Annotated in this window: 13 protein-coding genes; 10 read left to right on the top strand and 3 right to left on the bottom strand. The window is 59.9% G+C overall.

Translation table 11 applies throughout. The annotated features are described in order from the left end of the window. Positions 1 to 232: 232 nt before the first annotated feature. On the top strand, positions 233 to 769 hold the full coding sequence (gene ssb1, locus D4100_RS24005) for a single-stranded DNA-binding protein SSB1 (RefSeq protein WP_006317814.1): 537 nt from the start codon (positions 233 to 235) through the stop codon (positions 767 to 769). Positions 770 to 830: 61 nt separating this feature from the next. On the opposite strand, the gene D4100_RS24000 is transcribed toward ssb1, so the two are convergent. Further along, positions 831 to 1,580 carry a 3-oxoacyl-ACP reductase family protein gene (locus D4100_RS24000; protein WP_006317824.1) on the bottom strand — a complete coding sequence of 250 codons (750 nt, stop codon included), beginning with the start codon at positions 1,578 to 1,580 and terminating at the stop codon, positions 831 to 833. A gap of 129 nt (positions 1,581 to 1,709) precedes the next feature. Between D4100_RS24000 and D4100_RS23995 the strand changes: the two genes are divergently transcribed. After that, the gene (locus tag D4100_RS23995) at positions 1,710 to 2,627 is read left to right on the top strand and encodes a LysR family transcriptional regulator (protein ID WP_119805405.1); all 918 of its coding nucleotides are present in this window, start codon (positions 1,710 to 1,712) and stop codon (positions 2,625 to 2,627) included. A gap of 57 nt (positions 2,628 to 2,684) precedes the next feature. Here D4100_RS23995 and bhsA read toward each other — a convergent pair whose 3' ends face one another. Beyond that, the gene (gene bhsA / locus D4100_RS23990) at positions 2,685 to 2,945 is read right to left on the bottom strand and encodes a multiple stress resistance protein BhsA (RefSeq protein ID WP_006317844.1); all 261 of its coding nucleotides are present in this window, start codon (positions 2,943 to 2,945) and stop codon (positions 2,685 to 2,687) included. Positions 2,946 to 3,140: 195 nt separating this feature from the next. On the opposite strand from bhsA, the gene D4100_RS23985 reads away from it, so the two are divergent. The 5 genes from D4100_RS23985 (at position 3,141) to D4100_RS23965 (ending at position 8,251) form a co-directional block, all read left to right on the top strand. Beyond that, positions 3,141 to 3,584 carry a lipocalin-like domain-containing protein gene (locus D4100_RS23985; protein ID WP_119805404.1) on the top strand — a complete coding sequence of 148 codons (444 nt, stop codon included), beginning with the start codon at positions 3,141 to 3,143 and terminating at the stop codon, positions 3,582 to 3,584. Next, positions 3,581 to 4,249 (top strand): glutathione S-transferase family protein, encoded by a 669-nt coding sequence (locus tag D4100_RS23980; protein WP_006317847.1) that lies wholly within the window; start codon positions 3,581 to 3,583, stop codon positions 4,247 to 4,249. The genes D4100_RS23985 and D4100_RS23980 overlap by 4 nt, the downstream gene beginning before the upstream one ends. Positions 4,250 to 4,296: 47 nt before the next feature. Beyond that, positions 4,297 to 4,704: a VOC family protein gene (locus D4100_RS23975; protein ID WP_006317849.1), complete on the top strand. Its 408-nt coding sequence runs from the start codon at positions 4,297 to 4,299 to the stop codon at positions 4,702 to 4,704. Between the two features lie 351 nt (positions 4,705 to 5,055). Further along, complete coding sequence (locus tag D4100_RS23970) at positions 5,056 to 6,417, top strand: NCS2 family permease (protein WP_006317851.1); 1,362 nt, start codon at positions 5,056 to 5,058, stop codon at positions 6,415 to 6,417. Positions 6,418 to 6,601: 184 nt separating this feature from the next. Continuing rightward, positions 6,602 to 8,251, top strand: coding sequence for a Na+/H+ antiporter (locus tag D4100_RS23965; protein ID WP_006317852.1), 1,650 nt, complete (start codon positions 6,602 to 6,604; stop codon positions 8,249 to 8,251). Positions 8,252 to 8,289: 38 nt separating this feature from the next. Here the strand turns inward: D4100_RS23965 and D4100_RS23960 are convergent, their stop codons facing one another. Then, complete coding sequence (locus D4100_RS23960) at positions 8,290 to 9,177, bottom strand: LysR family transcriptional regulator (RefSeq protein ID WP_065506670.1); 888 nt, start codon at positions 9,175 to 9,177, stop codon at positions 8,290 to 8,292. Between the two features lie 134 nt (positions 9,178 to 9,311). Between D4100_RS23960 and D4100_RS23955 the strand changes: the two genes are divergently transcribed. The 3 genes from D4100_RS23955 to D4100_RS23945 all read left to right on the top strand — a co-directional run bounded on the left by D4100_RS23955 (position 9,312) and on the right by D4100_RS23945 (position 25,666). Further along, positions 9,312 to 9,734, top strand: coding sequence for a CidA/LrgA family protein (locus tag D4100_RS23955; protein ID WP_065506669.1), 423 nt, complete (start codon positions 9,312 to 9,314; stop codon positions 9,732 to 9,734). Next, positions 9,727 to 10,416 carry an LrgB family protein gene (locus tag D4100_RS23950; protein WP_065506668.1) on the top strand — a complete coding sequence of 230 codons (690 nt, stop codon included), beginning with the start codon at positions 9,727 to 9,729 and terminating at the stop codon, positions 10,414 to 10,416. The genes D4100_RS23955 and D4100_RS23950 overlap by 8 nt, the downstream gene beginning before the upstream one ends. A gap of 607 nt (positions 10,417 to 11,023) precedes the next feature. Further along, positions 11,024 to 25,666 (top strand): non-ribosomal peptide synthetase, encoded by a 14,643-nt coding sequence (locus D4100_RS23945; protein ID WP_119805403.1) that lies wholly within the window; start codon positions 11,024 to 11,026, stop codon positions 25,664 to 25,666. Positions 25,667 to 25,703 lie beyond the last annotated feature (37 nt).

The raw sequence follows: 25,703 nt of genomic DNA, 5'->3' as shown, positions 1-25,703 counted from the left end.
TGCGGGTTATTTTGTGATCAAACGCGCAAAAAATCGGCACAGCCAGTACGAAACGCATAATTATGACACAAAAAAACCTGAATGAATATCCAGTATACGAATGCAACAAGGTCGTTCGAAAGGACAATTCTGGAATACAATACGCAGTTATCAACACGGGTGTCGTTTCAGGCTGAGCGTGTTAAACTTACTCGTTTATACTGTGTAAAAATCAATCATCAGGAGAGTTCTCATGGCCAGCAGAGGCGTAAACAAAGTAATTCTGGTCGGGAATCTGGGCCAAGACCCGGAAGTCCGTTACATGCCGAATGGCGGCGCAGTGGCCAACATTACCCTGGCGACCTCCGAAAGCTGGCGTGACAAGGCGACTGGCGAGCAGAAAGAAAAAACCGAGTGGCACCGCGTGGTGTTGTTCGGCAAGCTGGCTGAAGTGGCGGGCGAATATCTGCGTAAAGGTTCCCAGGTGTATATCGAAGGTGCCCTGCAGACCCGTAAATGGACCGATCAGGCTGGCGTAGAAAAATACACCACCGAAGTTGTGGTTAACGTTGGCGGCACCATGCAGATGCTGGGCGGCCGTCAAGGCGGCGGCGCACCTGCCGGCGGTGGCCAGGCAGCGGGTGGCCAGGGCGGTTGGGGCCAGCCTCAGCAACCACAGGGCGGCAACCAGTTCAGCGGCGGCCAGCAGGCTCGCCCAGCGCAGAACAATGCGCCGGCAGCCAGCAGCAACGAACCGCCAATGGACTTCGACGACGATATTCCTTTCTGATATCAGGCTGTCTGAAGCCCATAAAAAAGCCCCTTGCGGGGCTTTTTGCATTTAAGAAACCTTAAGCCGAGAAGCCGCCGTCGATACTCAGACTGGCACCGGTAATGTAGCCTGCTTGCGGGCCGGCCAGGTAGGCGACGAAGCTGGCGATCTCTTCATCTTTACCGTAGCGGCCGATGGCCATCAGCTGTTTCAACTGCTCGGCGAAATCGCCGTCGTCCGGGTTCATCTCGGTATCCACCGGGCCGGGCTGCACGTTGTTGACGGTGATGCCGCGCGGGCCGAGATCGCGCGCCATGCCCTTGGTCAGGCCGACCAGCGCGGATTTGCTCATTGCGTAAACTGCGGCACCGCCAAAGGGCACGCGCTCGGCGTTGGTGCTGCCGATGTGGATGATGCGGCCACCGTCGTTCATATGGCGCGCAGCTTCCTGGCTGGCAACAAAGACGCTGCGTACGTTCACCGCCAACATACGGTCCAGATCTTCCAGCGCCAGTTCTTCGGTGCTGCCCAACGTAAACACCCCGGCGTTATTCACCAGAATATCCAGATTGCCGAAGCTGTTCACCGCCTGGCGTACCGCTCGCTGTACTGCTGCGGCGTCGGCACTGTCGGCTTTGATGGCGATAGCCTTGCCGCCGACGGCGGTGATTTCACTTGCCACGGCATCGGCCCGGTCGGCGGAAGCTACGTAAGTGAATGCCACCGCTGCGCCGTCACGCGCCAGTCGTTTGACGATGGCGGCGCCGATACCGCGTGAGCCGCCCTGAACGAATGCGACTTTGCCTTGCAGAGAGAGGGTTGCTGACATGATGTTTCTCCAGAGTGGGTAAGGTTAAAAAATCTACCGGACCAGTATCGGAGAAACGCAACGCGGCCACTAGCCGCAAAGCGCTATAATCAGCTTAAACCACAGGTTTGAAATCTACAGGGGAAAGCCATGCTCGGCCATCTGGAATGTTTTGTCAGCAGTGCGGAAAACGGCAGTTTTTCCGCTGCCGGCCGCAAACTGGGCATCAGCTCTGCGGCGGTGGGGAAGAATGTCACCAGGCTGGAGACGCTGGTGGGGGTACGGCTGTTCCAGCGCAACACGCGCAAGCTGATCCTGACCGAAGAAGGGGAACGTTTTCTGCAGGAGGTGAGCGGTGGTTTGCAGTCGATCCAGTGCGCGCTGAAAGGGGTGAGCAGCAGTGGCGGCATAGCGGCAGGTACGCTCAAGGTCAGTATGGGCACCGCCTTCGGTCTGCATTTTGTGATGCCTCTGTTGCCGGCGTTTTTGTCTCGTTATCCGGCGATCGTGCCAGACTGGCATTTTGACAATCGCAAAGTGGATATGATTGGCGAGCATTTCGACGCTGCAATCGGCGGGGGCATCGAACTGGCGCAGGGAATGATCGCGCGTGAACTGGCACCGGCCCACGGGGTATTGGTGGCCTCGGCGGATTATCTGCGGCGCCATCCGCTTTTGAGCCAACCGGAACAGCTGGCGAATCACGCGGGGATTTTTATCCGCTCGCCGCAAACCGGGCGCATTCGCAACCTGCCGCTGCGCAATGCGGATAACGAACAGCGGGCACCCTTGATGACCATTAACATGATGGTGAATGAGCCTGAGGCGGCGGCGCGAGCGGCGGAAATGGGGCTGGGCATTGCTTTGATCGCCATGCCAAATGCCTTGCCTTATCTGGAAAGCGACCGCCTGGTGCGGGTGTTGCCAGCCTGGTATGTCGATCGCGGTAGCGTCTATCTTTACTTTCCCACCACCAAATTTCTGCCGAGTAAAACCCGAGTGTTTGTCGACTACATTACCGAGCAATTTCGTCTGCAGAAGCTGGCGAAGCGTTTTGATGCGCGCTAGAAACGAGAAAAGCCCCTCGCGGGGCTTTTTTTCTTCCGTCAGTGGGCTGTCTGACGATCAGTTGAAGATTTCAGCGGTGCCGTGCAGTTTGTTCTGGCCACCGGCAGAGATGATGCGGTAAGAGCTGGCGCCTGATGCTGCGGCCTTGTTAGCCAGTTCGGTTTCCAGTGCACTCAGGTTAGAAGCGCCGGCAACGGAGATGACACCGATTTTCTGAGCGTCGGCGGCAGGTTGGCTGGAAGGCTGGTCAGCGGCAACGGTGGCGAAAGAAGCGGTAGTCAGCAGTAGAGCAGTAGCAAAAATTTTGATGTTTTTCATGATTCAATCCTCAGGGTATTTGTCAGGTGAGAGGTTGTTGCCTCTCGATGTGTTGAATAATAGACCGACATGCCTACAGAGAAAATCGGAGAGTTTTGAGTATTTCATTCAAATAAACTGACTTAATTTTGAGCGCTGGCGTGCTGGAATAATCGCCACTACCCTTTAATGACGATCCTTAAAGGGGGATGCACCATGGCAATCAATGCATTTATCGGCAGCTGGTCGCTACTGTCTTCGGTATTTAAAGACGAAGACGGCAAGGTCAATTACCCGTTGGGGGAGCAGGTGCTGGGTCGCATTAATTATGAGGCCAACGGCACCATGGCGGCGCAGCTTTACAGCGCTACGCGGCCGCGCTTTACCGCTGACGATTTTGGCCAGGGCAACGAGCAGGAAATCCGCGCCGCCTTCATCAATATGATTTGTTACTTCGGCCGCTATCGGGTGGATGAGAGCGACCAACGGATTGTTCATCAGGTCGAGGGCAGCTCGTTCCCCAACTGGATCGGCAGCCGTCAGGTGCGCTTTTACAGCTTCACTGACGATCGGCTGACGCTGCGTACCGTGCCGCTGCAAATCGGCAACGGCGTGCAGATTGGCGAACTGGTTTGGCAACGGATTGGAGAAACGTCATGATTATCGTGCACCATCTGAATAACTCACGCTCGCAGCGTATCTTGTGGTTTCTGGAAGAACTGGGTGTGCCTTATCAGGTGCAGCGTTACCAACGCGATCCGCAAACCATGCTGGCTCCACCGGAGCTGAAAAAGATCCACCCGCTTGGCAAATCTCCGGTGATTGTCGATGGCGATCTGACCCTGGCGGAATCCGGCGCCATTATCGAATATTTGCAAGAAGCCTACGATGCCCAGGGGCTGTTTATCCCGACCGACCACCATGCCCGCCAGCAATATCGTTACTGGCTGCATTATGCGGAAGGATCGCTGATGCCGCTGCAGGTCATGAAGCTGGTGTTCGGTCGCCTGGGACAACCGCCAATCCCCTGGTTGTTGCGACCGGTGGCGGGGGCGATTGGCAAAGGGGTTCAGCGAGAATATCTGGACAAACAGATCGCCACGCATCGCGACTATCTCGAGCAGCACCTGAGCAAAAGCACCTGGTTTGTCGGCAATGAGTTCAGCGCGGCGGATATCCAGATGAGCTTCCCACTGGAAGTGATGGCGGCACGCGGCTCGCTGGACGGTTGCCCGAAGCTGCGTGGCTATCTGCAACGTATCCATACCCGGCCGGCCTACCAACGGGCGCTGGAGCAGGGCGGCCCTTATGAACTGCTGAGCTGATGACATGATCTATACTTGAGGGGTTAACGTCTGTTCGGAGGTAGCTCATGGCTACGCAAATTTTTGTTAACCTGCCGGTGGGCAATCTGCCTGCATCCATCGAGTTTTTTACCCGGCTGGGTTTCAGCTTTAATCAGCAGTTTACCGATGATACCGCCGCCTGCATGGTGGTCAGCGATACCATTTATGTGATGCTGCTGACCCACGATAAATTCAAAATGTTCACCCCGAATCCGATTGGCGATGCCAGGAAAACGACGGAAGTGCTGGTTTGCCTGTCGCAGCCCAGCCGGGCGGAAGTGGACAGCATGGTGCGCAAGGCGATAGCCGCCGGTGGCAATACCTATAATCAGCCGCAGGATTACGGCTTTATGTACGGTCACGGTTTCCAGGATTTGGACGGCCATATCTGGGAACTGATGTACATGGACGAAAAAGCCGCACAGGCTCAGTAACCGATTTTTGCCCTCCTGAGCCGGGGGCGTTCCCATCGGATTTACCTATGTGACAAATATCGCCTTTTCGATAATGATTGATCTCGGCGCTTTTTTGCATGAATTGCCGCGATCTTTGGTTGATCGGAGGATATGGAAGGCCGGATAATCGTTTGCCTTGAATAAACCACCATAAATCACCCGCATCACGCGATGGGAGTTAAACGTTTGCCTTTTTACGCGGCGCCAATGGGCGGCGCGGCCGAAGGGCAGGGAAGCCAACGTGACGGAAACGATTTCGTAATGAACATGCGCGGGCGGAATAACAAGCCTTTTGAAACGGGCTGGCAATGACACACAGGGGACAGCAACATGTCGAATTCTCAAGCGAACAACGCCGTTAAACCAAAAGGCGGGCTTGATGGCTATTTTAATATTTCCGCACGCGGCAGCACCGTGCGTCAGGAAGTGGTGGCGGGCTTAACCACCTTCCTGGCGATGGTTTATTCGGTGATCGTGGTGCCGAGCATGTTGGGTAAAGCGGGTTTCCCGCCCACGGCGGTGTTCGTCGCCACCTGCCTGGTCGCCGGTCTCGGCTCATTGTTGATGGGGTTGTGGGCTAACCTGCCGATGGCCATCGGTTGTGCGATTTCCCTTACTGCCTTCACCGCCTTCAGCCTGGTGCTGGGCCAGCACATCAGCATTCCTGTAGCGCTGGGTGCGGTATTCCTGATGGGCGTGCTGTTTACCATTATCTCGATCACCGGCATCCGTTCCTGGATCTTGCGCAATCTGCCGATGGGCGTGGCGCACGGCACAGGTATCGGCATCGGTCTGTTCCTGCTGCTGATCGCCGCCAACGGCGTTGGTCTGGTGGTGAAGAACCCGCTGGATGGCCTGCCGGTAGCGCTGGGCGCATTCACCTCTTTCCCGGTGGTGATGACGTTGCTCGGCCTGGCAGTGATTTTCGGGTTGGAAAAACTGCGCGTACCCGGCGGTATTCTGCTGGTGATTATCGCTATTTCGGTGATTGGCCTGTTGTTTGACCCGGCGGTGAAATATCAGGGGCTGTTCGCCATGCCAAGTCTGGCGGATGCCAATGGCAACTCGCTGATCTTCAGCCTGGATATCATGGGGGCGTTGCAACCCGTGGTGTTGCCTAGCGTGCTGGCACTGGTGATGACGGCAGTGTTTGACGCGACCGGTACCATTCGCGCGGTGGCCGGTCAGGCGAACCTGCTGGACAAAGACGGGCAGATCATCAACGGCGGCAAGGCACTGACCTCGGATTCCCTGAGCAGCATTTTCTCGGGTCTGGTGGGCGCGGCTCCGGCGGCAGTCTATATCGAATCCGCCGCGGGCACCGCAGCGGGCGGGAAAACCGGCCTGACCGCAACCGTGGTTGGCCTGCTGTTCCTGCTAATCCTGTTCCTGTCGCCGCTGTCTTATCTGGTGCCGGTTTACGCTACCGCACCGGCGCTGATGTACGTTGGCCTGCTGATGTTGAGCAACGTCACCAAGCTGGATTTCAACGACTTCGTCGACGCCATGTCCGGCCTGCTGTGCGCGGTGTTTATCGTGCTGACCTGTAATATCGTCACCGGCATCATGCTGGGCTTCAGCTCGCTGGTCATCGGCCGTATTTTCTCCGGCGAATGGCGCAGGCTGAATATCGGCACCGTGCTGATTGCCGTCGCACTGGTGGCGTTCTACGCCGGTGGTTGGGCTATTTAACCCTCCGCGTTTCCCCCTCCCGCTGGGCGGGGGAAAGTTTGACCCTATTCCCCTTCAGAAAAATCTCCTTCTGCCTGCGCTGCGTTTTGAAAGGCACAACAAGCTTTAATCGCTGTAAAAAAAGTGATCTACTATTCGGGTATATATCAGAGATGTAGTCTGAACCCGAGAGTCTAAGGAAAGCATGGAAATATTTTTTACAATCCTCATTTTGATCCTGGTGGTCTCCCTGTCCGGGGTGGTGACACGTATGTTGCCGTTCCAAATACCGCTGCCGTTAATGCAAATCGCCATCGGGGCCCTGCTGGCCTGGCCCCATTTCGGGCTGCACGTCGACTTTGACCCCGAACTGTTCCTGGTGCTGTTTATCCCGCCGCTGCTGTTTGCCGACGGTTGGAAAACCCCAACGCGCGAATTCCTGCATCACGGCCGTGAAATCCTGGGCCTGGCGCTGGTGCTGGTGCTGCTTACCGTGGTGGGTATCGGTTACCTGATTTACGCCATGGTGCCGGGCATCCCGCTGGTGGCGGCGTTTGCGCTGGCGGCGGTACTGTCGCCAACTGACGCCGTGGCGCTGGGCGGCATCGTCGGTAAAGGGCGCATCCCGAAACCGATTATGGGCGTGCTGGAAGGCGAGGCGCTGATGAACGACGCGTCCGGCTTGGTTTCGCTCAAATTCGCCATCGCAGTGGCGATGGGCACCATGGTGTTTACCGTGGGCGGCGCTACCCTGGAGTTCCTCAAGGTCGCTATCGGCGGCCTGCTGGCCGGTGTGGCGGTCACCTGGTGCTACAGCAAATCGCTGCGGATGATGAGCCGCTGGAGCGGCGATGATCCGGCCACGCAGATTGTGTTCCTGCTGCTGTTGCCGTTTGCTTCCTACTTGATTGCCGAACACATCGGCGTCTCCGGCATTCTGGCCGCGGTTGCCGCGGGGATGACCATCAGCCAGTCCGGCGTGATCCGCAATGCGCCGCTGGCGATGCGCCTGCGCGCCAACAGCGTCTGGGCGATGCTGGAATTCGTGTTTAACGGCATGGTGTTCATCATGTTGGGCCTGCAACTGCCGGGGATCCTGGAAACCTCAATCTTGCAGGCGGAGCTGGATCCGACCATTCAGACCTGGTACTTGTTCGCCGACGTGGCGATTATCTATGCAGCGTTGTTGTTGCTGCGCTTTACCTGGCTGTGGCTGATGAAAAACGCCAGCCGGCGCTTTATGAAAAAACGGCCATTGCAGTTTGGCGATTACAGTACGCGTGAGCTGTGGGTGGCATCGTTCGCTGGGGTGCGCGGGGCAATCACCCTGGCCGGCGTGCTGTCGATTCCACTGCTGCTCAGTGACGGTTCCGCCTTCCCCGCGCGCTATCAGTTGGTGTTTATCGCCGCCGGCGTGATCCTGCTTTCACTGATCGTCGGTGTGCTGGCATTGCCGTTGCTGCTGCGTGGCGTAGTGGTGGTGGACAAGAGCGCCAGCAAGAGCGAGGAGCGGATGGCGATTGCCCTGGCGGCTGAAGTGGCGATCGAAAGCATCAACAAGATGGAAGAACGTCTGGCCGTCGACGTAGAGGAGAACATCGACCCGCAGGTGCTGAAAGAGATCAGTTCACGGGTGGTGGGCACGCTGCGGCGGCGCATCACCACCAAAGACGATATCGAAAATGCATTGATGCTGGAGAACCTGGAGCGACGCTTCCGCCTGACCGCACTGCGCGCCGAGCGCGGGGAGTTGTATCACCTGCGCGCTACGCAGAAAATCAGCAACGAGACGCTGCAAAAGCTGTTGCACGATCTCGACCTGCTGGAAGCGCTGCTGATAGAGCGCGAAGGGTAACGCCAACAGGGCCGCAGATGCGGCCCTTGTTATTGGGGCTATTTGATCGGCGGCCAGTAGTCGCGGCAGCAGGCGATCCAGGCCTGGGCGCCGTGCGACAGGTAGCTGCCCTGGCGCCAGATGAGCCCCACGCGCCATTCCATCCTCGGTTCCAGCGGCAGCCAGATCAGGTTTTCTTTATCCAGCCACTGGCATACCGGCTCCGGCAGGGTAGCGATGCCGACCCCGGCCTGTACCATCGATGCCAGAAAATCCCACTGCCCACTGCGTACGGCAATCTGCGGTTCAAAACCGGCCTGGCGGAATGCCTTCATCAGCATTTTGTACAGCGAAAAATCTTCGTTATAAATCAGGATCGGCCAGTTGGCCAATTCGGCGATATCGATGCTGGTGCGGTTAAGCCAGTGCGGCGTACGCGGCGCCACCACGCACATCGGATGGTTCAGCAGCGGCAGGAAGGTCAGCGGCTGATCCAGGTCGACGGGCAGCACCGTCATGGCCAGATCCAGTTCGCCGGACATCACTGCTTGCTCAACCGACAACCCGCCCAGCTCGGAAATTTTCAGTTCGATGCCGGGATAGGTCTGACGAAACTGACGGATCAAATCGGCGATCTGCCGGCCGACCATCGGCGGGATACCCAGCCGCAACACGCCTTTTTTCACCGAGCTGATGTCTTCCAGTTCGGCTTCCAATTGGCGGAACTCATCCAGGATCGCCAGCCCGCGCTGGTATACCGCCTGGCCGCTGTCGGTCAGGTGCAGCTTGCGTCCTTCGCGGATCAGCAGCGTACACTCCAACTCTTCTTCCAGATGCCGCAGCATCTTGCTGATGGTCGGCTGGGTGACGAACAGTTTCTCCGCCGCGCGGGTAAAGCTTTGCTGGCGCACGACTTCCACGAAGTAACGCAGGGTGCGGACATCCACGTTGGGTTCTCCTCAGGACAATACCGGCGGGAAACTATTCCCTGATGGCATGATATTGATGATTTTAATTCATTTCAGGCAAGGTTTCCTGGCCGCGTATACTGCAATCCTTGAATTTTTTGAGGCTATCTCCCATGTCACTGGCGTTACGCCGCGCAGCCCCCTCTCTGTTGACCCGCCTGCAGGTACCGGTTCAGGTTGCTTTATACGCGGTGCTGTTTCTGATTGCCGATCGGCTGGTACAGCAATTTCATCTGCCGCTGCCCGCCAACATTGTCGGCATGCTGATGTTGTTGGCGCTGATCCTGCTGAGGATTTTGCCGTTGAGCTGGGTCAGGGCCGGCTCGCGCTGGCTGCTGGCAGAAATGCTGCTGTTTTTTGTTCCGGCGGTGGTGGCGGTGGTCAACTATGCCCAGTTGCTGATGGTGGAAGGCTGGAAGATTTTTCTGGTGATTGCGATCAGCACCATGCTGACGCTCGGCGCCACCGGGTTGGTGGTCGACCGGGTATACCGTTTAGAGCTTTGGTTGCAGCGACGGAAACAGCGCGATGAATGATTATATCCTTAGCCTGGTTTGTTTTCTGGCGACGCTGGCGTTGTACTTCGCCAATAAGAAACTCTACCGCCGCCGCCGAACCCTGCTGCTGATGCCGTTAGTGCTGACCCCGATGATCCTGGTGCTGTTACTGGTGGTGACGCATATCTCGTATCAGGATTACATTGGCGAAACGCACTGGCTGCTGTGGCTGTTGGGGCCGGCGACTATCGCGTTTGCGGTGCCGGTTTATGAAAATCTGCATATTATCCGCCGCCACTGGCTATCGCTCAGCGCCGGGGTATTGACGGCGGTGCTGGTGGCGGTCTACAGCTCGGTGTGGTTGGCGCGGCTGCTAACGCTGCCGGAAGAGGTGCAACGTAGTCTGGCGGTACGTTCCATCACCACGCCGTTTGCGCTGGAGGCCGCCAAACAGATGGGCGGCCAGCCGGATTTGGTGGCGCTGTTCGTGGTGATCACCGGAGTGTTCGGCATGGCGGTGGGGGACATTCTGTTTCTGCGGCTGGCGGTGCGCAGCAGTCTGGCCAAGGGGGCGGGGCTGGGGGCGTCGTCGCACGGTGCCGGCACGGCAAAAGCCTATGAAATGGGGCAGGAAGAAGGCGTGGTTTCCAGCCTGGTGATGATGCTGGCGGGGATTATTACGGTGATCGCCGCACCGCTGATTGGGCAACTGATGTGGTGAGCCCTGAACGGATCATTCCGTTCAGAGGTTCTCTGAAACGCCGGCGGGAACGATGCCAGATACAACAGACGAGAAAAAATTAAATAATTTTCAGCACGTTTTTTTCCATCGTTAGAACAAAAATCGATAGATATCGCGGCGGTCAGGCCGGTTGTCAATTTTCAATCTTCTTTTATCTATTTTATTTTGAAAAGTGATCGTGCTAATCATAAAGGATAACTTACTGATGTGGGAAAGGTTTTATCATTAGGTTATTTGTACACTTATAGTATTGAATAATGTTTTTTAAAATAAATCATTATGAAATCATTATATTTAAATAATTAATAAGTCCGCTGGTCATCCTCGGGTAATATAAGTTAAACAAATCGTTAATTAATTCAATTGCCCCCCTTTCGCCAAACAAAATATCTTCTTCTATACTACATCCCTCCAGGAAATGAAGTGCGCAGGAGGCTCTGTATTAGCGATCAATTCCTTACTTAGTTGGCGTAAAGATCCAACTTTTTCATTTTTTATTCTGACTCGACCTGTCGGGCGGCCAGGCTTTGCCTAAAAATCGATCAGTTATTTTCATTCACTTAATGAAATCGTACTAGAGAGTATTATGAGCAAACAAACTAATGTGAAAGGTGAGGAATTCCGCGCAGATGCCCTGGCGGTAACGAATAAAACGGAGCTGCATGAAATTACTACGGCGCAGCGTGAACTCTGGTTGGGAGAAAATATTTCCAAAGAGTTGTCGTTTAATATTTGGGGGTATGGCCGGGTAGAGGGTCCGCTAGACATTACGCTGTTGCGGCAGGCCATCGATGCAATAGTCGAAGAAACCCCCGCTCTGCAGGCTCATTTTGTGGAAAAAGACGGTGAGTTGTACCAATACCGTGCGCCACGGACCCATGAACCCTTGTTCACGCTTGATTTCAGCCACGAGGAAAGCCCCGAACAGGCCGCCAGCCGCTGGATGATCGCGGACGCCGCGCTGACCCGCCGGGCCACCGATGCCGAGCCCTTCAGTTTTTATGTCATCACGCTTGCTCCGCAAACCTATTTTATCTATCGCCGTTTCCACCACATGATGACCGATGGTCGCAGCGCGGAAGAAGTGATGCGGCGCATTGCAGCCTATTACAATGCGTTGGCTTCCGGGGCAGAGATACCCGAATTTGCCAACTGCCCCTTCTCTCTGCTGTGCGAGAACGACGCCAAATATCGCTCTTCCTCACGTTATGTTTCGGACCAGGCTTTCTGGCGAGAATATACCGTCGCCGCATCGGGCAGCCTGTCGCGCAAAGCGATATTGACTCCTGAGTCGGCCATGCAGCACAGTACGCGGTTGCTGGAAAAAAGCGTGCTGGATCAGCTTCAGGAGCGTGCTGAAATTATTGGCGTTCACCGTGCTCATATTCTGGTTGCCGCAGTGGCATTATCTTTCTACAGCCTGACGGGTAGCGAATGTCTTAATTTCAGCATGCCGGTGACCGGCACGCGCGAACGCAATAGCATTGGCATGACGTCCAACGTAGTCCCATTAATTATTCACGTTAACCCACAGAAAACTCTGGCGGAATTTGTTCAGCAGGTTGCGGCGGAAATAGCCAGAGTTGCACGTCATCAATTATATCGCTGCGAGGATATTCGCCGCGATAAAGGCACCACGGATGCCGGCTGGTTTGGTCCTTCGATTAATATTATTTCCTTCGATCATGGTGAGCCATTTTGGGGGTGCCGCACTCGTTGGTATTACGGTGGGAACATTCCTGCCGGCGATTTACAAATTATGCTGTATGAAGATCAGCAGGCAGAGGAGTTGGACGTCACGTTCTCGGATGCCGTTTATGCAAATTCATTAGCCGATCTGGATGTTTTGCAGCAGCGTTTCCAGTTTGTTCTGCGTGCGCTGAACACCCCGGCGACGGGGACCGTCGAGGCGCTGGATCGGCAGATTGCGGCTCAGGCAGAGTTGGACGCTACCGGCAGTTTTTATGCTAACCGTCGTCAACCGCCGGCCGGGGGATTCCTTCGTTGGGATCGCCCGGCGGAGGAGTTACGGCACATGGTTGCTTCGCTGAGCCAGGGCGTTGGTTCTGGCTACCCGGCAAAGATACTGCTGGCCGATCGCGTTTTGGGGCTGACGGCATTAAAGGCTGTGCGGAGTGAGGATGCAGGCGAACCTGGAACGCTGCTGCAGATCGACGCAAACGGTTGGTATATCGCCACCCATCCCGGCGTAGTGCGGGCCGGGCCGTTTTTGCGCGCTGATGGCACGCGCCAACCGGCAGACGCGCTGGCGCAGGCCTGTGGCCTGTCGGTAGGCGACGTATTGCCGTTGCTGAGCGACACAGAAGCGCTGCATTTTGGCACTGTTTATGCCACCAGCGTCAATAATGCCGCGTTTTGGACACCGCGCCTGACGCATTTTTATCCCGCGCCTTTCCCGCCGGGCCCAGGGCGCCGGGCGGGCGTTCCTGCTCGCTGGCAAGCCACTGCGTGGCAGCGCCTGGAGCACATTTCCGGTGAGCAGGTATTGGCCGCAGCGACCCTCTATCTGGCGCGCATGTGCAATGAGAGCGATTTTCAACTCGGCTGGATTACGCAAGACGATCACGATTGGGGACGTTGGTCCAACTTGTCCGTGTGGGCGCTACCGCTGCAGGTTTCGATCGACAACGGTCAGAATTTTCAGCATGCACTGACGGCGCTGCAGCAGGAGTATGGGCAACTCAAGGCACATGCTTCATGCCATCCCGCACTGTTGACGCGCGATGCGGAACTGCGTGCGCCGCTGGCCTGGCCAACGGCAGTATCCATTGTCAGCCGGCGCACGGATCAAGGATTGCAACCTGAAGATGAGGGTGTCGCCGCCATCATGGCGTCCGGTTCACGGGCAGTATTGCAGATTTGCAAAACCGACGGTGCCTTCCGTTGGACATATGACGCCGCTTCGGTGGCCGATGAGCAAATGCTGCGCGCGACTCAGCACCTGTTGATGCTGCTTAACGAAGCGGTCCGGGCAGGTTCCCACCGACGACCGGTCAATGAACTCAATCTGGTGTCCACCGAGGAGCGCGAACTGCTGCTGAAAACCCTCAATCACACCTTTACGGCACATCAATCACCTTCCTGCCTGCACAGCATGTTTGAAGCGCAGGCGAAGCGGACGCCAGACGCTACGGCGGTGGTGAGCGGCGCCGAGAGCCTGAGCTATGCCGAATTGAACGATCGGGCCAACCGCTGGGCACTGCGGCTGATACAGCAGGGCGTTCGGCCAGACAGCCTGGTGGCGTTGTGTGCCGAGCGTGGGTTGCCGATGCTGGCCGGGCTGTTGGGGATCCTCAAGGCCGGTGGCGCCTATGTGCCGTTGGATCCCGCCTATGGTGGGGAGCGGCTAGAGTATATTTTGCAAGACTCCGCACCGGTGCTGCTGTTGGCGGACGCCGCTGGCCGTCAGGCGTTGGGTGAGTCGGAGGTACCGGTGCTGGCGTTGGAGCAGCTGCCTGAGGAAAGTGCCGGAAATCCGCAGCCCGCCGGGCTGACCCCGGCAAATCTGGCGTATGTGATTTATACCTCAGGTTCGACGGGCAAACCCAAAGGCGTAATGGTTGAGCATCGTCAGGTTGCGCGGCTGTTCAGTGCTACCGAAAACGGATTCCACTTTACCGCCGACGACAAATGGTGCCTGTTCCACTCGTTCGCGTTCGACTTCTCGGTGTGGGAGATCTGGGGTGCGCTGCTGCACGGCGGCCAGCTGTTTATCGTACCGCAGGAGATTGCTCGCTCGGCTCCGGATTTCTACCATTTTGTCTGTCACAGCGGCATCACGGTGCTGAACCAAACGCCCAGCGCCTTCAAAGCGTTTATTCAGGCACAGGCCCACAGCGACCAGCGGCAGCAACTGCAACTGCGTTATATCGTATTTGGCGGCGAAATGCTGAAACCGTCCGATCTGACGCCGTGGTATGCGCGTAATCCGGACAACCGACCACAGCTGATCAACATGTACGGCATTACTGAAACCACGGTGCACGTCACCTATCGCCCGCTGTTGGTACAGGACGTGGCGATCACCACCAGCCCAATCGGGCAACGTATTCCCGATCTGCGGCTGTATCTGCTGGGCGCCGATGGCCAGCCGGTACCGCTGGGTGCGATTGGTGAACTGTACGTGGGTGGTGAAGGTGTGGCGCGCGGCTATCTGAATCGTCCGGAACTGACGGCGGAACGCTTCCTCGACGATCCCTTTAACCGGGCGCCGGGTGCGCGCATGTATCGCACAGGCGATCTGGCTCGTTATCTGCCGGACGGCGATATCGAGTACCTGGGGCGCAACGACCAACAGGTGAAAATTCGTGGTTTCCGCATTGAGTGCGGCGAAGTGGAAGCGCAGTTGAGCACTCATCCGGCGGTGAGCGGTGTTGCGGTCGACGCGATTGATGATGGCGACGGCGGCAAACGGCTGGTGGCCTGGATTGTTCCGACACAGGGCGCAGACCGCGGGGAACTGGCGGCCGGGCTGCGGCAGCACCTGCAGGCACGTCTGCCGGACTATATGGTACCTGTGGCCTATGTCTGGCTGGAGGCGTTGCCGTTGACCGGCAACGGCAAGCTGGACAAGCGAGCGCTACCTGCGCCGCAAGCCGGCTCCTGTGTGCGTGAAGCCTATGTGGCACCGCAAGGGGTCACTGAAACCTTATTGGCGGCTATCTGGGGTGAGTTACTGGGTGTGGAGCAGATCGGCCGCTACGACAATTTCTTCGAGCTGGGCGGGCATTCCCTGATGGCGGTGCGTTTGGCCAACCGGGTGCAACAGGCCGGATGGCAATTGCCGTTGGCGGCTCTGTTCGCCGGACCGACGTTACACATGGTGGCCAAGGCGTTGGAAGCGGCGCCTGCCACGGCGTTGCCGCCGATAAACCCAACGGCACGCGAAGGTGCATTGCCCCTGTCATTCGCCCAGCAACGTTTGTGGTTCCTGACTCAACTGGAGGGGATGAGCGAAACCTACCATATTCCTTTGGCGCTGCGCCTGTGCGGACGGCTGGATCGGCAGGCCCTGCAAGGTAGCCTGGATGCGCTCTACACCCGTCATGAAGCGCTGCGCAGCGTATTCGTCACCCGTGACGATCGGCCACAGGTACAGCTTTTGCCGGCGGACGGACTGTCGTTGACGTTCCACGACCTGAGCAAGCACCCTGAGGAAGCCGAGATGCTGTGCCGGTGTGCGGCCACCCAAGCCTTCGATCTGGTGCAGGGGCCGCTGGTGCGCGCCAGCCTGATCCGCCTGGCGGACGAAGAGCATGTACTGCTGCTGACCTGCCACCACATCGTGTCCGACGGTTGGTCCACCGGCATTTTGCTACGCGAACTGGGTGCCCTGTACGGCGCCTTCCGCCACGGCGAAGCCAATCCGTTGCCACCGCTGGCATTGCAATACCCGGATTACGCTGCCTGGCAGCGCAGTTACCTGACGCCGGAGCGGCTGTCGACACAGGCGCAGTACTGGCGCGAGGCTCTGAGTGGTGCGCCGGCGCTGTTGACGCTGCCCACCGACCGGCCGCGTCCGGCGCTGCAGTCGTTGAACGGCGCGGAGGTACCGGTCGTCATCGACGCCGGACTGACGCAGGCGCTGCGGCAACTCAGCCGTCAACACGGGTGCACGCTATTTATGACGGTGCTGGCGGCCTGGAGCCTGGTGCTGGCGCGGATGGCCGGTCAGCAAGAGTTGGTGATCGGCACGCCGGAGGCCAACCGTAGCCGATTGGAGACCGAGCCGCTGGTCGGTTTCTTCGTCAGCACGCTGGCGCTGTGGATCGACCTGAGTGACGATCCTGATCTGTCGACGCTGCTCGGGCGGATCCGCAAGACGGTACTGGCGGCGCGGGAAAACAGCGATCTACCGTTCGAACAGGTGGTGGAGCAGGTCAACCCGCCACGTCACCTGGGTTATACCCCGTTGTTCCAGGTGATGCTGGCCTGGCAGGACGGGTCGGTGCGCGATATTGCGTTGCCGGGGCTACGGGTGGAGCCTGCGGGCTTGGAATACAGCGCGGCGAAATTTGATCTGACACTGGATTTGGCCGATACCGGCGAACAGATCAGCGGTACGCTGAACTTCGCTACCGCGTTGTTTGACCGTGCTACCGTGGAACGTTACGGCGTCTATCTGCAGCAGGCGCTGCGAGCGATGATGCAGGAAGAACCTCAGCGGGTCAGCCGGATCAATATGTTACCGGCAGCGGAACGCGAACATTTGTTGCACGGCTGGAATCAAACCGCACGGGATTACCCGCTGCACCAGACGCTGCACGCGCTGTTCGAGCAACAGGTACAACGCACCCCGGATGCTACTGCGTTGGTGAGCGGCGAGGAAAGCCTGAGCTACGCCCAGTTGAACGCCCGCGCCAACAAGCTGGCGCATGCGTTGATCGCCCGCGGCGTGGGGCCGGACTGCCGGGTGGCGGTATGTGCCGAACGCAGCCTGGGCATGGTCACCGCGCTGCTGGGGATCCTCAAGGCCGGCGGCGCCTATGTGCCGTTGGATCCGTCCTATCCGGGCGAGCGCCTGCAGTACATCCTGCAGGATGCCGATCCGGTGCTGCTGCTGGCGGACGCCGCCGGGCGGGCGGCGCTGGCGGCGCACGAGGTACCGCAACTGGCGCTGGACGAGGCGCTGCCCACCACTCTGAGCACCGACAATCCGCTGCCGCGGGCGCAGTCGTCGCATCTGGCGTACGTGATTTACACCTCGGGCTCGACCGGCAAGCCGAAAGGGGTGATGAACGAACACCGCGGAGTGGTCAACCTGCTGCTGTGGATGCAGGACGCCCACGGCCTGACGGTGCAGGAACGGGTGCTGCAAAAAACGCCGTTCGGTTTCGACGCGGCGGTACCGGAGTTCTTCTGGCCGCTGATGGTCGGGGCGCAGCTGGTGATGGCGAAGCCAGACGGACACAAGGATCCGGACTACCTGAGCCGGGCGATAGCCGAACACGGCATCACCACGCTGCATTTCGTGCCCTCGATGCTGCAAAGCTTCCTGGCGGACGAGCGGGCGGCGGCGCGCTGCCAAAAGGTGCGGCGGGTGATGTGCGGCGGGGAAGCGCTGCCGGCGACGCTGGTGACGGAGTTCTACCGCCGGCTGCCGCAGGTGGAGCTGCATAACCTGTATGGGCCGACCGAGGCGGCGGTGGACACCATCGTCTGGGACTGCAGCCGCGAGCCGGGACGGGTGTCGGTGCCGATCGGCCGGCCGATCGCCAACACGCGGGTTTATCTGCTGGACGAACGCGGGCGGCCGGTGCCGTTGGGGGCGGTAGGCGAGCTGTATATCGGCGGGGTGCAGGTGGCGCGCGGCTACCTGAACCGGCCGGAGCTGACGGCGGAGCGTTTCCTGAGCGATCCGTTCAACCCGGGCGGGCGGATGTACCGCACCGGCGATGTGGCGCGCTATCTGGCTGACGGCGCTATCGAGTACCTGGGGCGCAACGATCAGCAGGTGAAAATCCGCGGGTTCCGTATCGAATGCGGCGAGATAGAAGCGGTGCTGGTGACGCACCCGGCGGTGCGTGAAGCAGTGGTGGATGCACGCGAGCTGGGCGGCGACACGCGGCTGGTGGTCTGGGTGGTGCCGGCCGCGGGCGCGGAGCCCGAAGGGCTGGCGGGGGCGCTGCGTCAGCATCTGAGCGCGGCGTTGCCGGATTACATGGTGCCGGCGGCCTGGGTGCTGCTGGAGGCGCTGCCGCTGTTGCCGAACGGCAAGCTGGACCGGCGTGCGTTGCCGGAGCCGCAGGGGGCGCAGAGTCAGGTGGCCTACGCGGCGCCACAAGGCGAGCGCGAAACGCTGCTGGCGGCCATCTGGCGCGAGCTGTTGGGCGTGGAGCGGGTGGGACGGCACGACAACTTCTTCGAACTGGGCGGTCACTCTCTGCTGGCGGTACGCCTGACCAACCGTTTGCAACAGGCGGGGCTGCAACTGCAGCTGCAGGCGCTGTTTGCCAGCCCGACATTGCACGTGCTGGCTCAGCAGCTGCGATCGGCTGCGGGCGAGGCGCTGCCGCCGATCGAGGCGACGGCCCGCGATGCGGCGCTTCCGCTGTCGTTCGCCCAGCAGCGCCTGTGGTTCCTGACCCAGTTGGAAGGCATGAGTGAAACCTACCATATCCCGCTGGCGCTGCGCCTGAACGGCGAGTTGGATCTAGACGCCTGGCGCCGGAGCCTGGATGCGATCTATACGCGCCATGAGGCATTGCGCAGCCGATTCGCGACTCTGGACGATCGGCCGCAGGCGCACATTCTGCCGGCCGACGGTCTGCCGCTGGCGCTGCACGATCTGCGCGGTCAGCAGGATGCGCAGAACCGCGCACGGCAGCTGGCGCAACAGCAGGCGGATGCGCCTTTTGACCTGAGCGCCGGGCCGCTGGTGCGGGCCACGCTGATCCGCTTGGCGGAGGAAGAGCATTTGTTCCTGCTCACCTGCCATCACATCGTTTCCGACGGCTGGTCGACCGGCATTCTGCTGCGCGAACTGGGTGCCCTGTACGGCGCTTTCCGCCATGACGAAGCCAATCCGTTGCCGCCGTTGGCGCTGCAGTACCCGGATTACGCCGCCTGGCAGCGCAGTTACCTGACGCCGGAACGGCTGTCGGCGCAGGCGCAATACTGGCGCGAAACCCTGAGCGGCGCGCCGGCACTGTTGACGCTGCCGACCGATCGGCCGCGCCCGACGGTGCAGTCGTTCAGCGGCGCGGAGGTACCGGTCGTCATCGATGCCGAGCTGACGCAGGCGCTGCGGCAGTTCAGCCGGCAGCACGGCGCTACGCTGTTCATGACGGTGCTGGCGGCCTGGAGCCTGGTGCTGGCGCGCATGGCCGGGCAGCAGGAGCTGGTCATCGGCACGCCGGAGGCCAACCGCAGCCGGCTGGAAACCGAGCCGCTGGTCGGCTTCTTCGTCAGCACGCTGGCGCTGCGCATCGATCTTCAGGACGATCCGAGTCTGCCGACGCTGATCGAACGGATCCGCAGCACGGTGCTGACGGCGCGCGAAAACCGTGATCTGCCGTTCGAGCAGGTGGTGGAGCAGGTGAATCCACCGCGCCACCTGGGCTATACCCCGCTATTCCAGGTGATGCTGGCCTGGCAGGACGGGTCGGTGCGCGATATCGCGCTGCCCGGCCTGCAGGCAGAAAGCGCGAATCTGTGTTATCAGACCGCCAAGTATGATTTGACGCTCGATCTGGCGGAGATCGGCGGGCAGGTCAGCGGCACGCTGAACTTCGCCACCGCGCTGTTCGATCGTGCCACCGCCGAACGCTATGGCGCTTATCTGCTGCAGGCGCTGCGGGCAATGGCGCAGGGCAGCACCCTGCCGGTTTCGGGGATCGATCTGCTGCCGGCCACGGAGCGCGAACTGCTGCTGCATGGTTGGAACCAGACCGCCGAAGCCTATCCGGCACAGAGCAGCGTGCACGGCCTGTTTGAACAGCAGGTGCGGCACGATCCGGATGCCGTCGCGCTGGTGAGCGATGACGGCAGCCTGAGCTATGCCCAGCTGAATGCCCGCGCCAACCAGCTGGCGCATCAGCTGATTGCGCAGGGCGTGCGTCCTGGCGATCGAGTGGCGACCTGCGTTGAACGCAGCGCTGCGCTCACCCTCGCTCAGTTGGCGATCCTTAAGGCGGGGGCGGCGTATGTACCGGTCGATCCGCAGTTGCCTGCCGTACGGCAGACATGGATCCTCGGCGATAGCGGAGCGATGTTGATCCTGTGCGATCGCGATCTCGACGGCGCAATCACCGGAGATGTGAAACGTCTGCGTATCGATCGTCCGCTGGAGGGCGCGGCCACCGACCCGGGGTTGCCGATCGCCAGCGATCAGCCGGCTTACGTCATGTACACCTCGGGCTCGACCGGCACCCCTAAAGGCGTGATGGTGGCGCACCGGGGCATCGTTCGCCTGGCGGTCAACAATCGCTTTGCCACCTTCGAGCGCGGCGATCGCCTCGCCTTCGCCGCCAACCCGGCATTCGACGCCTCTACCCTGGAGATGTGGGGGGCGCTGCTGAACGGCGCCAGCCTGGCGGTGATTACGCCAGAGGTGCTGACGGATGCCGATGCGTTGGCGGCCGCGCTGGTGCGGCAGCGGGTCAACGTGCTGTTCCTCACCACGTCGCTGTTTAACCAATACGCCCACAGCATCGCCGGCACGCTGGCGCAGTTGAAGTACCTGATCAGCGGCGGCGAAGCGGCGGATCCGCATGCCTATGCCCGCCTGCTGAAAGAAGGGGGACCGGTGCAGTTGGTGAATGCCTATGGACCGACCGAGGGCACCGTCATTGCCACTGCGGCGGCGATTACCCGGGTAGAGCAATGGCAACGTCTGCCGATCGGCCGGCCTGCCGGCAACACCCGGATCTACCTGTTGGATCCATGCCAACAGCCGGTGCCGATTGGGGCAACCGGCGAGCTGTATATCGGCGGCGCCGGGGTGGCGCTGGGCTATCTCAATCGTGCTGATCTGACCGCCGAGCGCTTCCTGGCGGATCCGTTCATCCCGGGTGGACGCATGTACCGTACCGGCGATCTGGCGCGTTATCTGCCGGACGGCAATATCGATTATCTGGGGCGCAACGATCGGCAGGTGAAAATCCGCGGTTTCCGCATCGAATGCGGTGAAATCGAAGCGCGGTTGGCCGGCCATGTTGCGGTACGCGAGGCGGTGGTCGATGTGTGCGGCGAAGGGGACGACAAGCGTCTGGTGGCCTGGCTGGTACCGGAGGCCGCAGCGGAGCGCACGACATTGGCGACGACGCTGCGGCAGTACCTGGCGGGCATGCTGCCGGAGTTTATGCTGCCTGTGGCCTACGTACCGCTGGAGGTGCTGCCGCTGACGGCGAACGGCAAACTGGATCGGCTGGCGTTGCCGGCGCCGGAGGAAGAGGCCTATGCGCGTGAAGCCTACGCCGAACCTGAAGGCGAGCTGGAGACGCTGCTGGCCGGGATCTGGTGCGAGCTGCTGGGCGTGAAGCGGGTAGGGCGGCACGACAACTTCTTCGAGCTGGGCGGCCATTCGCTGTTGGCGGTGAAGCTGATGGCGCAGCTGCGCCGCTGCGGATTGGCTGCCGGCGTTCAGACGCTGTTCACCGCACCGACGTTGTCGGCGCTGGCGCAGGCGATGGGTGCGCAGCAGGAGGTGAGTGTACCGACCAACCGCATTGATGCCGACAGTGAACACATTACGCCGGAGATGCTGCCGCTGGCGACGCTGAGTCAGGCGGATATCGACCAGGTAGTGGCGCAGGTGCCGGGCGGCGTGGCCAACGTGCAGGACATTTATGCGCTGTCGCCGCTGCAGGAAGGGATCCTGTTCCACCACTTGATGGCGGAACAGGGTGACCCGTATCAGTTGTCGGCGGTGCTGCGTTTCGACAGCCGCGCGCGGCTGGACGACTGGCTGGCGGCGATGCAACAAGTGATTGATCGTCATGACATTCTACGCACTGCCTTTGTCTGCGAGGGGATTTCTTCGCCGGTGCAGGTGGTATGGCGACGCGCCGAGTTGTCGCTGAGTGAGCTGCGTCTCGACCCGGCGGCGGGTGAGATTGGCGCACAACTGACGGCATTGTTCGATCCCCGCCGTATCAGACCGGATCTGACTCGTGCGCCGCTGCTGAACTTTGTCACGGCGCAGCAGGCTGACGGCAGCTGGTGCGTGCTGCAACAGTGGCATCATTTGATCGGTGACCATTCCACGCTGGCGGTGATGCAGGAGGAAATTAACCTTATCCTGGCGGGCCGCGGGGATGAACTGGCCGCCGCACCGCCGTTCCGCAATGCGGTGGCGCAGGCACTGCTGGGGGTCAGCGAGGCCGAACATGAGCAATTTTTCCGCGATATGTTAGCGGGCATCGATGATCCGGTGCTGCCGTTTGGATTGAGCGATGTGCACGGCGATGGGCAGGGGGGATCGACGGCGCATTTGGCCTTGTCGTCAGCGCTCAATCTGCAGCTGCGGCGGCAGGCAAGGCGTCTGGGTGTCAGTCTGGCCAGCCTGTGCCATCTGGCCTGGGCGCAGGTGCTGGCGCGCATTTGCGGACGTGATGAGGTGGTATTCGGTACCGTTCTGCTTGGTCGTTTACAGGCAGGGGAAGGGGCTGATCGAGCGCTGGGGTTATTTATCAACACATTGCCGCTACGGTTGGACATCGACGATAGTAACGTGGAAACGGCGGTGCGGCAGGCGCATGGTCGGCTGAGCGGGCTGCTGGCCCACGAACATGCCCCGCTGGCGCTGGCGCAGCGTTGCAGCGGCGTGGCGGCCGGAACGCCGCTGTTCAGCGCTTTGCTGAACTACCGCCATAACAGTGGAGAGGACACGGCATTGCCGACTGGGGTGACGCTGCTGGACTCGCAGGAACGGACCAACTACCCGTTCGTGCTGTCGGTGGAGGACGGCGGCGATTCGCTGGGTATAACGGCGCAGGTAAGCCAACCGATCGAAGCGCAACGAGTGTGCGGTTATATGGCGAAGGCTTTGTCCGCATTGGCGGAGGCTTTAGAGCAGGCACCGGATACACCGGTGTGTGAATTGGAGGTGATGCCGGACGAAGAGTATGCGTTGCAACTGTGCCGCTGGAATCATACCTCTGAGCCTTACCCGGCGCAGGCGTGCGTCCACAGCCTGTTTGAGGAGCAGGTACGGCTTTCACCGAACGCCGTTGCATTGGTCGATGGCGATCTCCAACTGAGTTATGGGCAACTTAACGTTCGTGCCAACCAATTGGCGCAGAGGTTAATCGAGTCAGGCATTCAGCCGGGGGATCGCGTGGTGGCACGGCTGGTACGCGGCGTCGATCTGGTCGGTGCGCAACTGGCGATCATGAAAGCTGGAGCTGTGTATGTACCGATTGATCCTCTGCTGCCGGCAGCGCGTCAGGCATGGATCATCGACGACAGCGGAGCGCGACTGATTGTGGCTGAAACCGCCGGCGACGAGACGATAGCGCATCTGCCGGTCAACGATGTCGGTGAGGACGATGCGGCAGACAATCCGTCGCTTCTGCTGTCGAGCACGTCGACGGCGTATATCATGTATACCTCGGGCTCGACCGGTATGCCTAAAGGGGTGATGACGCCGCATCAGGGTGTCACTCGGCTGGTACGCAATAATCGCTACGCCGCCTTTGATGCCGACGATCGCGTCGCTTTCGCGGCCAATCCGGCCTTTGACGCCAGTACCATGGAAGTGTGGGCGGCATTGTTGAACGGCGGGACATTGGTGGTCATTGCACCTGAGGTGGTGATGGATGCCGGGTTGCTGGCCGAGACGCTAGAGCACCAGCGTATTACCACTTTGTTCCTGACGACTGCGTTGTTTAATCAGTATGCGCACAGCATCGGTGGTGCGCTGACCCAACTGAAATACCTGATTAGCGGTGGTGAGCAAGAGGATCCGGGCGCTTATGCACGCTTGCTGCAGGAGGAGGGCCCGGTGAAGCTGATCCATGCCTATGGCCCAACGGAGTCCACCTCCTTTGCCACTACGGCGTTGATCGAACGGGCTGAAGGATACAAACGCCTGCCGATTGGCCGGCCAATCGGTAACACCCGAGCCTATTTGCTGGATAGCCGTGGGCGCCCAGCGCCTGTGGGGGCGGTTGGCGAGTTGTATATTGGCGGTGTTGGCGTGGCGCTCGGCTATCTGAACCGACCTGAACTGACGGCGGAGCGTTTCCTGAACGATCCGTTCAACCCGGTTGGTGGTCGTATGTATCGTACCGGCGATCTGGCGCGCTACTTGCCGGATGGCAATATCGAATATCAGGGGCGCAACGATCAGCAGGTCAAGCTTCGCGGTTTCCGCATTGAGCCGGGCGAGATAGAAGTGCAGTTGGCGGCGAGCCCGTGGGTGCGGGAGGCGGCGGTACAGGTCTGTTCGGCGGCGCATAGCCCGAGGCTGGTGGCCTGGATTGTGCCGGCGGCGGATGCCGACCGCGTGGCGCTGCCCGGCCAACTGCGGGCGTACCTGAGCGATCGGCTACCGGATTACATGGTGCCGTCGGCCTACGTTTGGCTGGAGGCGATGCCGTTGACCGCCAACGGCAAGCTGGATCGGCGTGCGCTGCCGGAACCGGATCTGGCGGCCAGTACCGCGCGGGAATATGCGGCGCCGCAAGGGTACACTGAAATGGCATTGGCGCAGGCCTGGGCGGGGCTATTGGGGATTGAACAAGTGGGCCGTCAGGACAACTTCTTTGAACTTGGCGGCCACTCGCTGCTGGCGGTGCGTCTGTCGAGCCAGATGAGGCAGGTTGGCGTTATTCTGCCGGTACAGACCCTCTTTAATCATCCTGTCCTGGCTGAACTGGCCGAGCGGATCGATAGTCGCAGTGAGGGTACGCCTCTGCGCAAAGCGGTGCCGGCCCGTAGCAGCGGCAGCCGACATCCGCTGTTCTTCGTGCCTACAGGGTTTGGTGATCATTCCTACGTGTTTGAACTGGCGAAGGAAATTGATCGCGAATACCCGGTTTACGCCGTGCCGTGGCCAGCGTTGGAGGAGAGGCCGGCCACCATGCACGAGATGGCCGCAAGCGCTGTGACGCTGATTCGTGAGGTGCAGCCGAGTGGGCCCTACCACCTGGCGGGATACTCTTCCGGCGGCGTATTGGCCTATGCCATCGCCGAGCAGTTGCAGTCGGCTGGGGAACCAATCTCATTCCTGGGGCTGATAGATACTCTGCGGCCGGTGGATGCGATGCACAGCCCGGTGCAACTGTTGTTGAACTGGGTCGAGTCGGCGCTGGAAACGCCGGATCCGCGGCTTTGCCAGCAACTGGCCGAACTGCCGTTGCCTGAGGCGATTGAGGTAGTGCAGCGGGCGGGGATAAAAACCCAGCATTCCACAGTGGCTGACGAGGCGGCGCTTTGGCAGCAGCGTCATCACTATGCCAAGCTGGTGGAGGCCACCCAGGTGCAGCCGGTCTCATTGAAGATCCATCTGTTTAAGGCGAAGCAGGAGCAGGTTTCCGCCAATTCGCAGAATGAACACTTCAGAGAATATTGGCAGAAGATCAGGCAGGCGGGCTATTGTCGTGAAGATGCCTCCGCGCTGGGTTGGGATATGCTGTTATCGCCTGGTGCAGTGAGCGTCAGCCAGATCAGCGGCGACCACGTGTCGATGATGGAACATCCGGAACACCGGCGAGAACTGGGTAGGCACTTCAATCTGGCGCTGGGCAGCCTCGACCAGGCGTAACCGATACGACCATGATGCAAAAGCCCTCTTGATGAGG

The organism is Serratia inhibens, from assembly GCF_003591175.1.
GTDB classification, from domain to species: Bacteria; Pseudomonadota; Gammaproteobacteria; order Enterobacterales; family Enterobacteriaceae; genus Serratia; species Serratia inhibens.
The sequence above is the reverse complement of the archived record's forward strand: the minus strand, read 5'-3'. Positions and strand labels throughout refer to the sequence as shown.

Coding starts and splice junctions, on each gene's coding strand:
- ssb1 (WP_006317814.1), top strand. CDS start 233: ATGGCCAGCAGAGGCGTAAACAAAGTAATTCTGGTCGGGAATCTGGGC.
- D4100_RS23980 (WP_006317847.1), top strand. CDS start 3,581: ATGATTATCGTGCACCATCTGAATAACTCACGCTCGCAGCGTATCTTG.
- D4100_RS23975 (WP_006317849.1), top strand. CDS start 4,297: ATGGCTACGCAAATTTTTGTTAACCTGCCGGTGGGCAATCTGCCTGCA.
- D4100_RS24000 (WP_006317824.1), bottom strand. CDS start 1,580: ATGTCAGCAACCCTCTCTCTGCAAGGCAAAGTCGCATTCGTTCAGGGC.
- bhsA (WP_006317844.1), bottom strand. CDS start 2,945: ATGAAAAACATCAAAATTTTTGCTACTGCTCTACTGCTGACTACCGCT.
- D4100_RS23945 (WP_119805403.1), top strand. CDS start 11,024: ATGAGCAAACAAACTAATGTGAAAGGTGAGGAATTCCGCGCAGATGCC.
- D4100_RS23965 (WP_006317852.1), top strand. CDS start 6,602: ATGGAAATATTTTTTACAATCCTCATTTTGATCCTGGTGGTCTCCCTG.
- D4100_RS23970 (WP_006317851.1), top strand. CDS start 5,056: ATGTCGAATTCTCAAGCGAACAACGCCGTTAAACCAAAAGGCGGGCTT.
- D4100_RS23995 (WP_119805405.1), top strand. CDS start 1,710: ATGCTCGGCCATCTGGAATGTTTTGTCAGCAGTGCGGAAAACGGCAGT.
- D4100_RS23985 (WP_119805404.1), top strand. CDS start 3,141: ATGGCAATCAATGCATTTATCGGCAGCTGGTCGCTACTGTCTTCGGTA.
- D4100_RS23950 (WP_065506668.1), top strand. CDS start 9,727: ATGAATGATTATATCCTTAGCCTGGTTTGTTTTCTGGCGACGCTGGCG.
- D4100_RS23955 (WP_065506669.1), top strand. CDS start 9,312: ATGTCACTGGCGTTACGCCGCGCAGCCCCCTCTCTGTTGACCCGCCTG.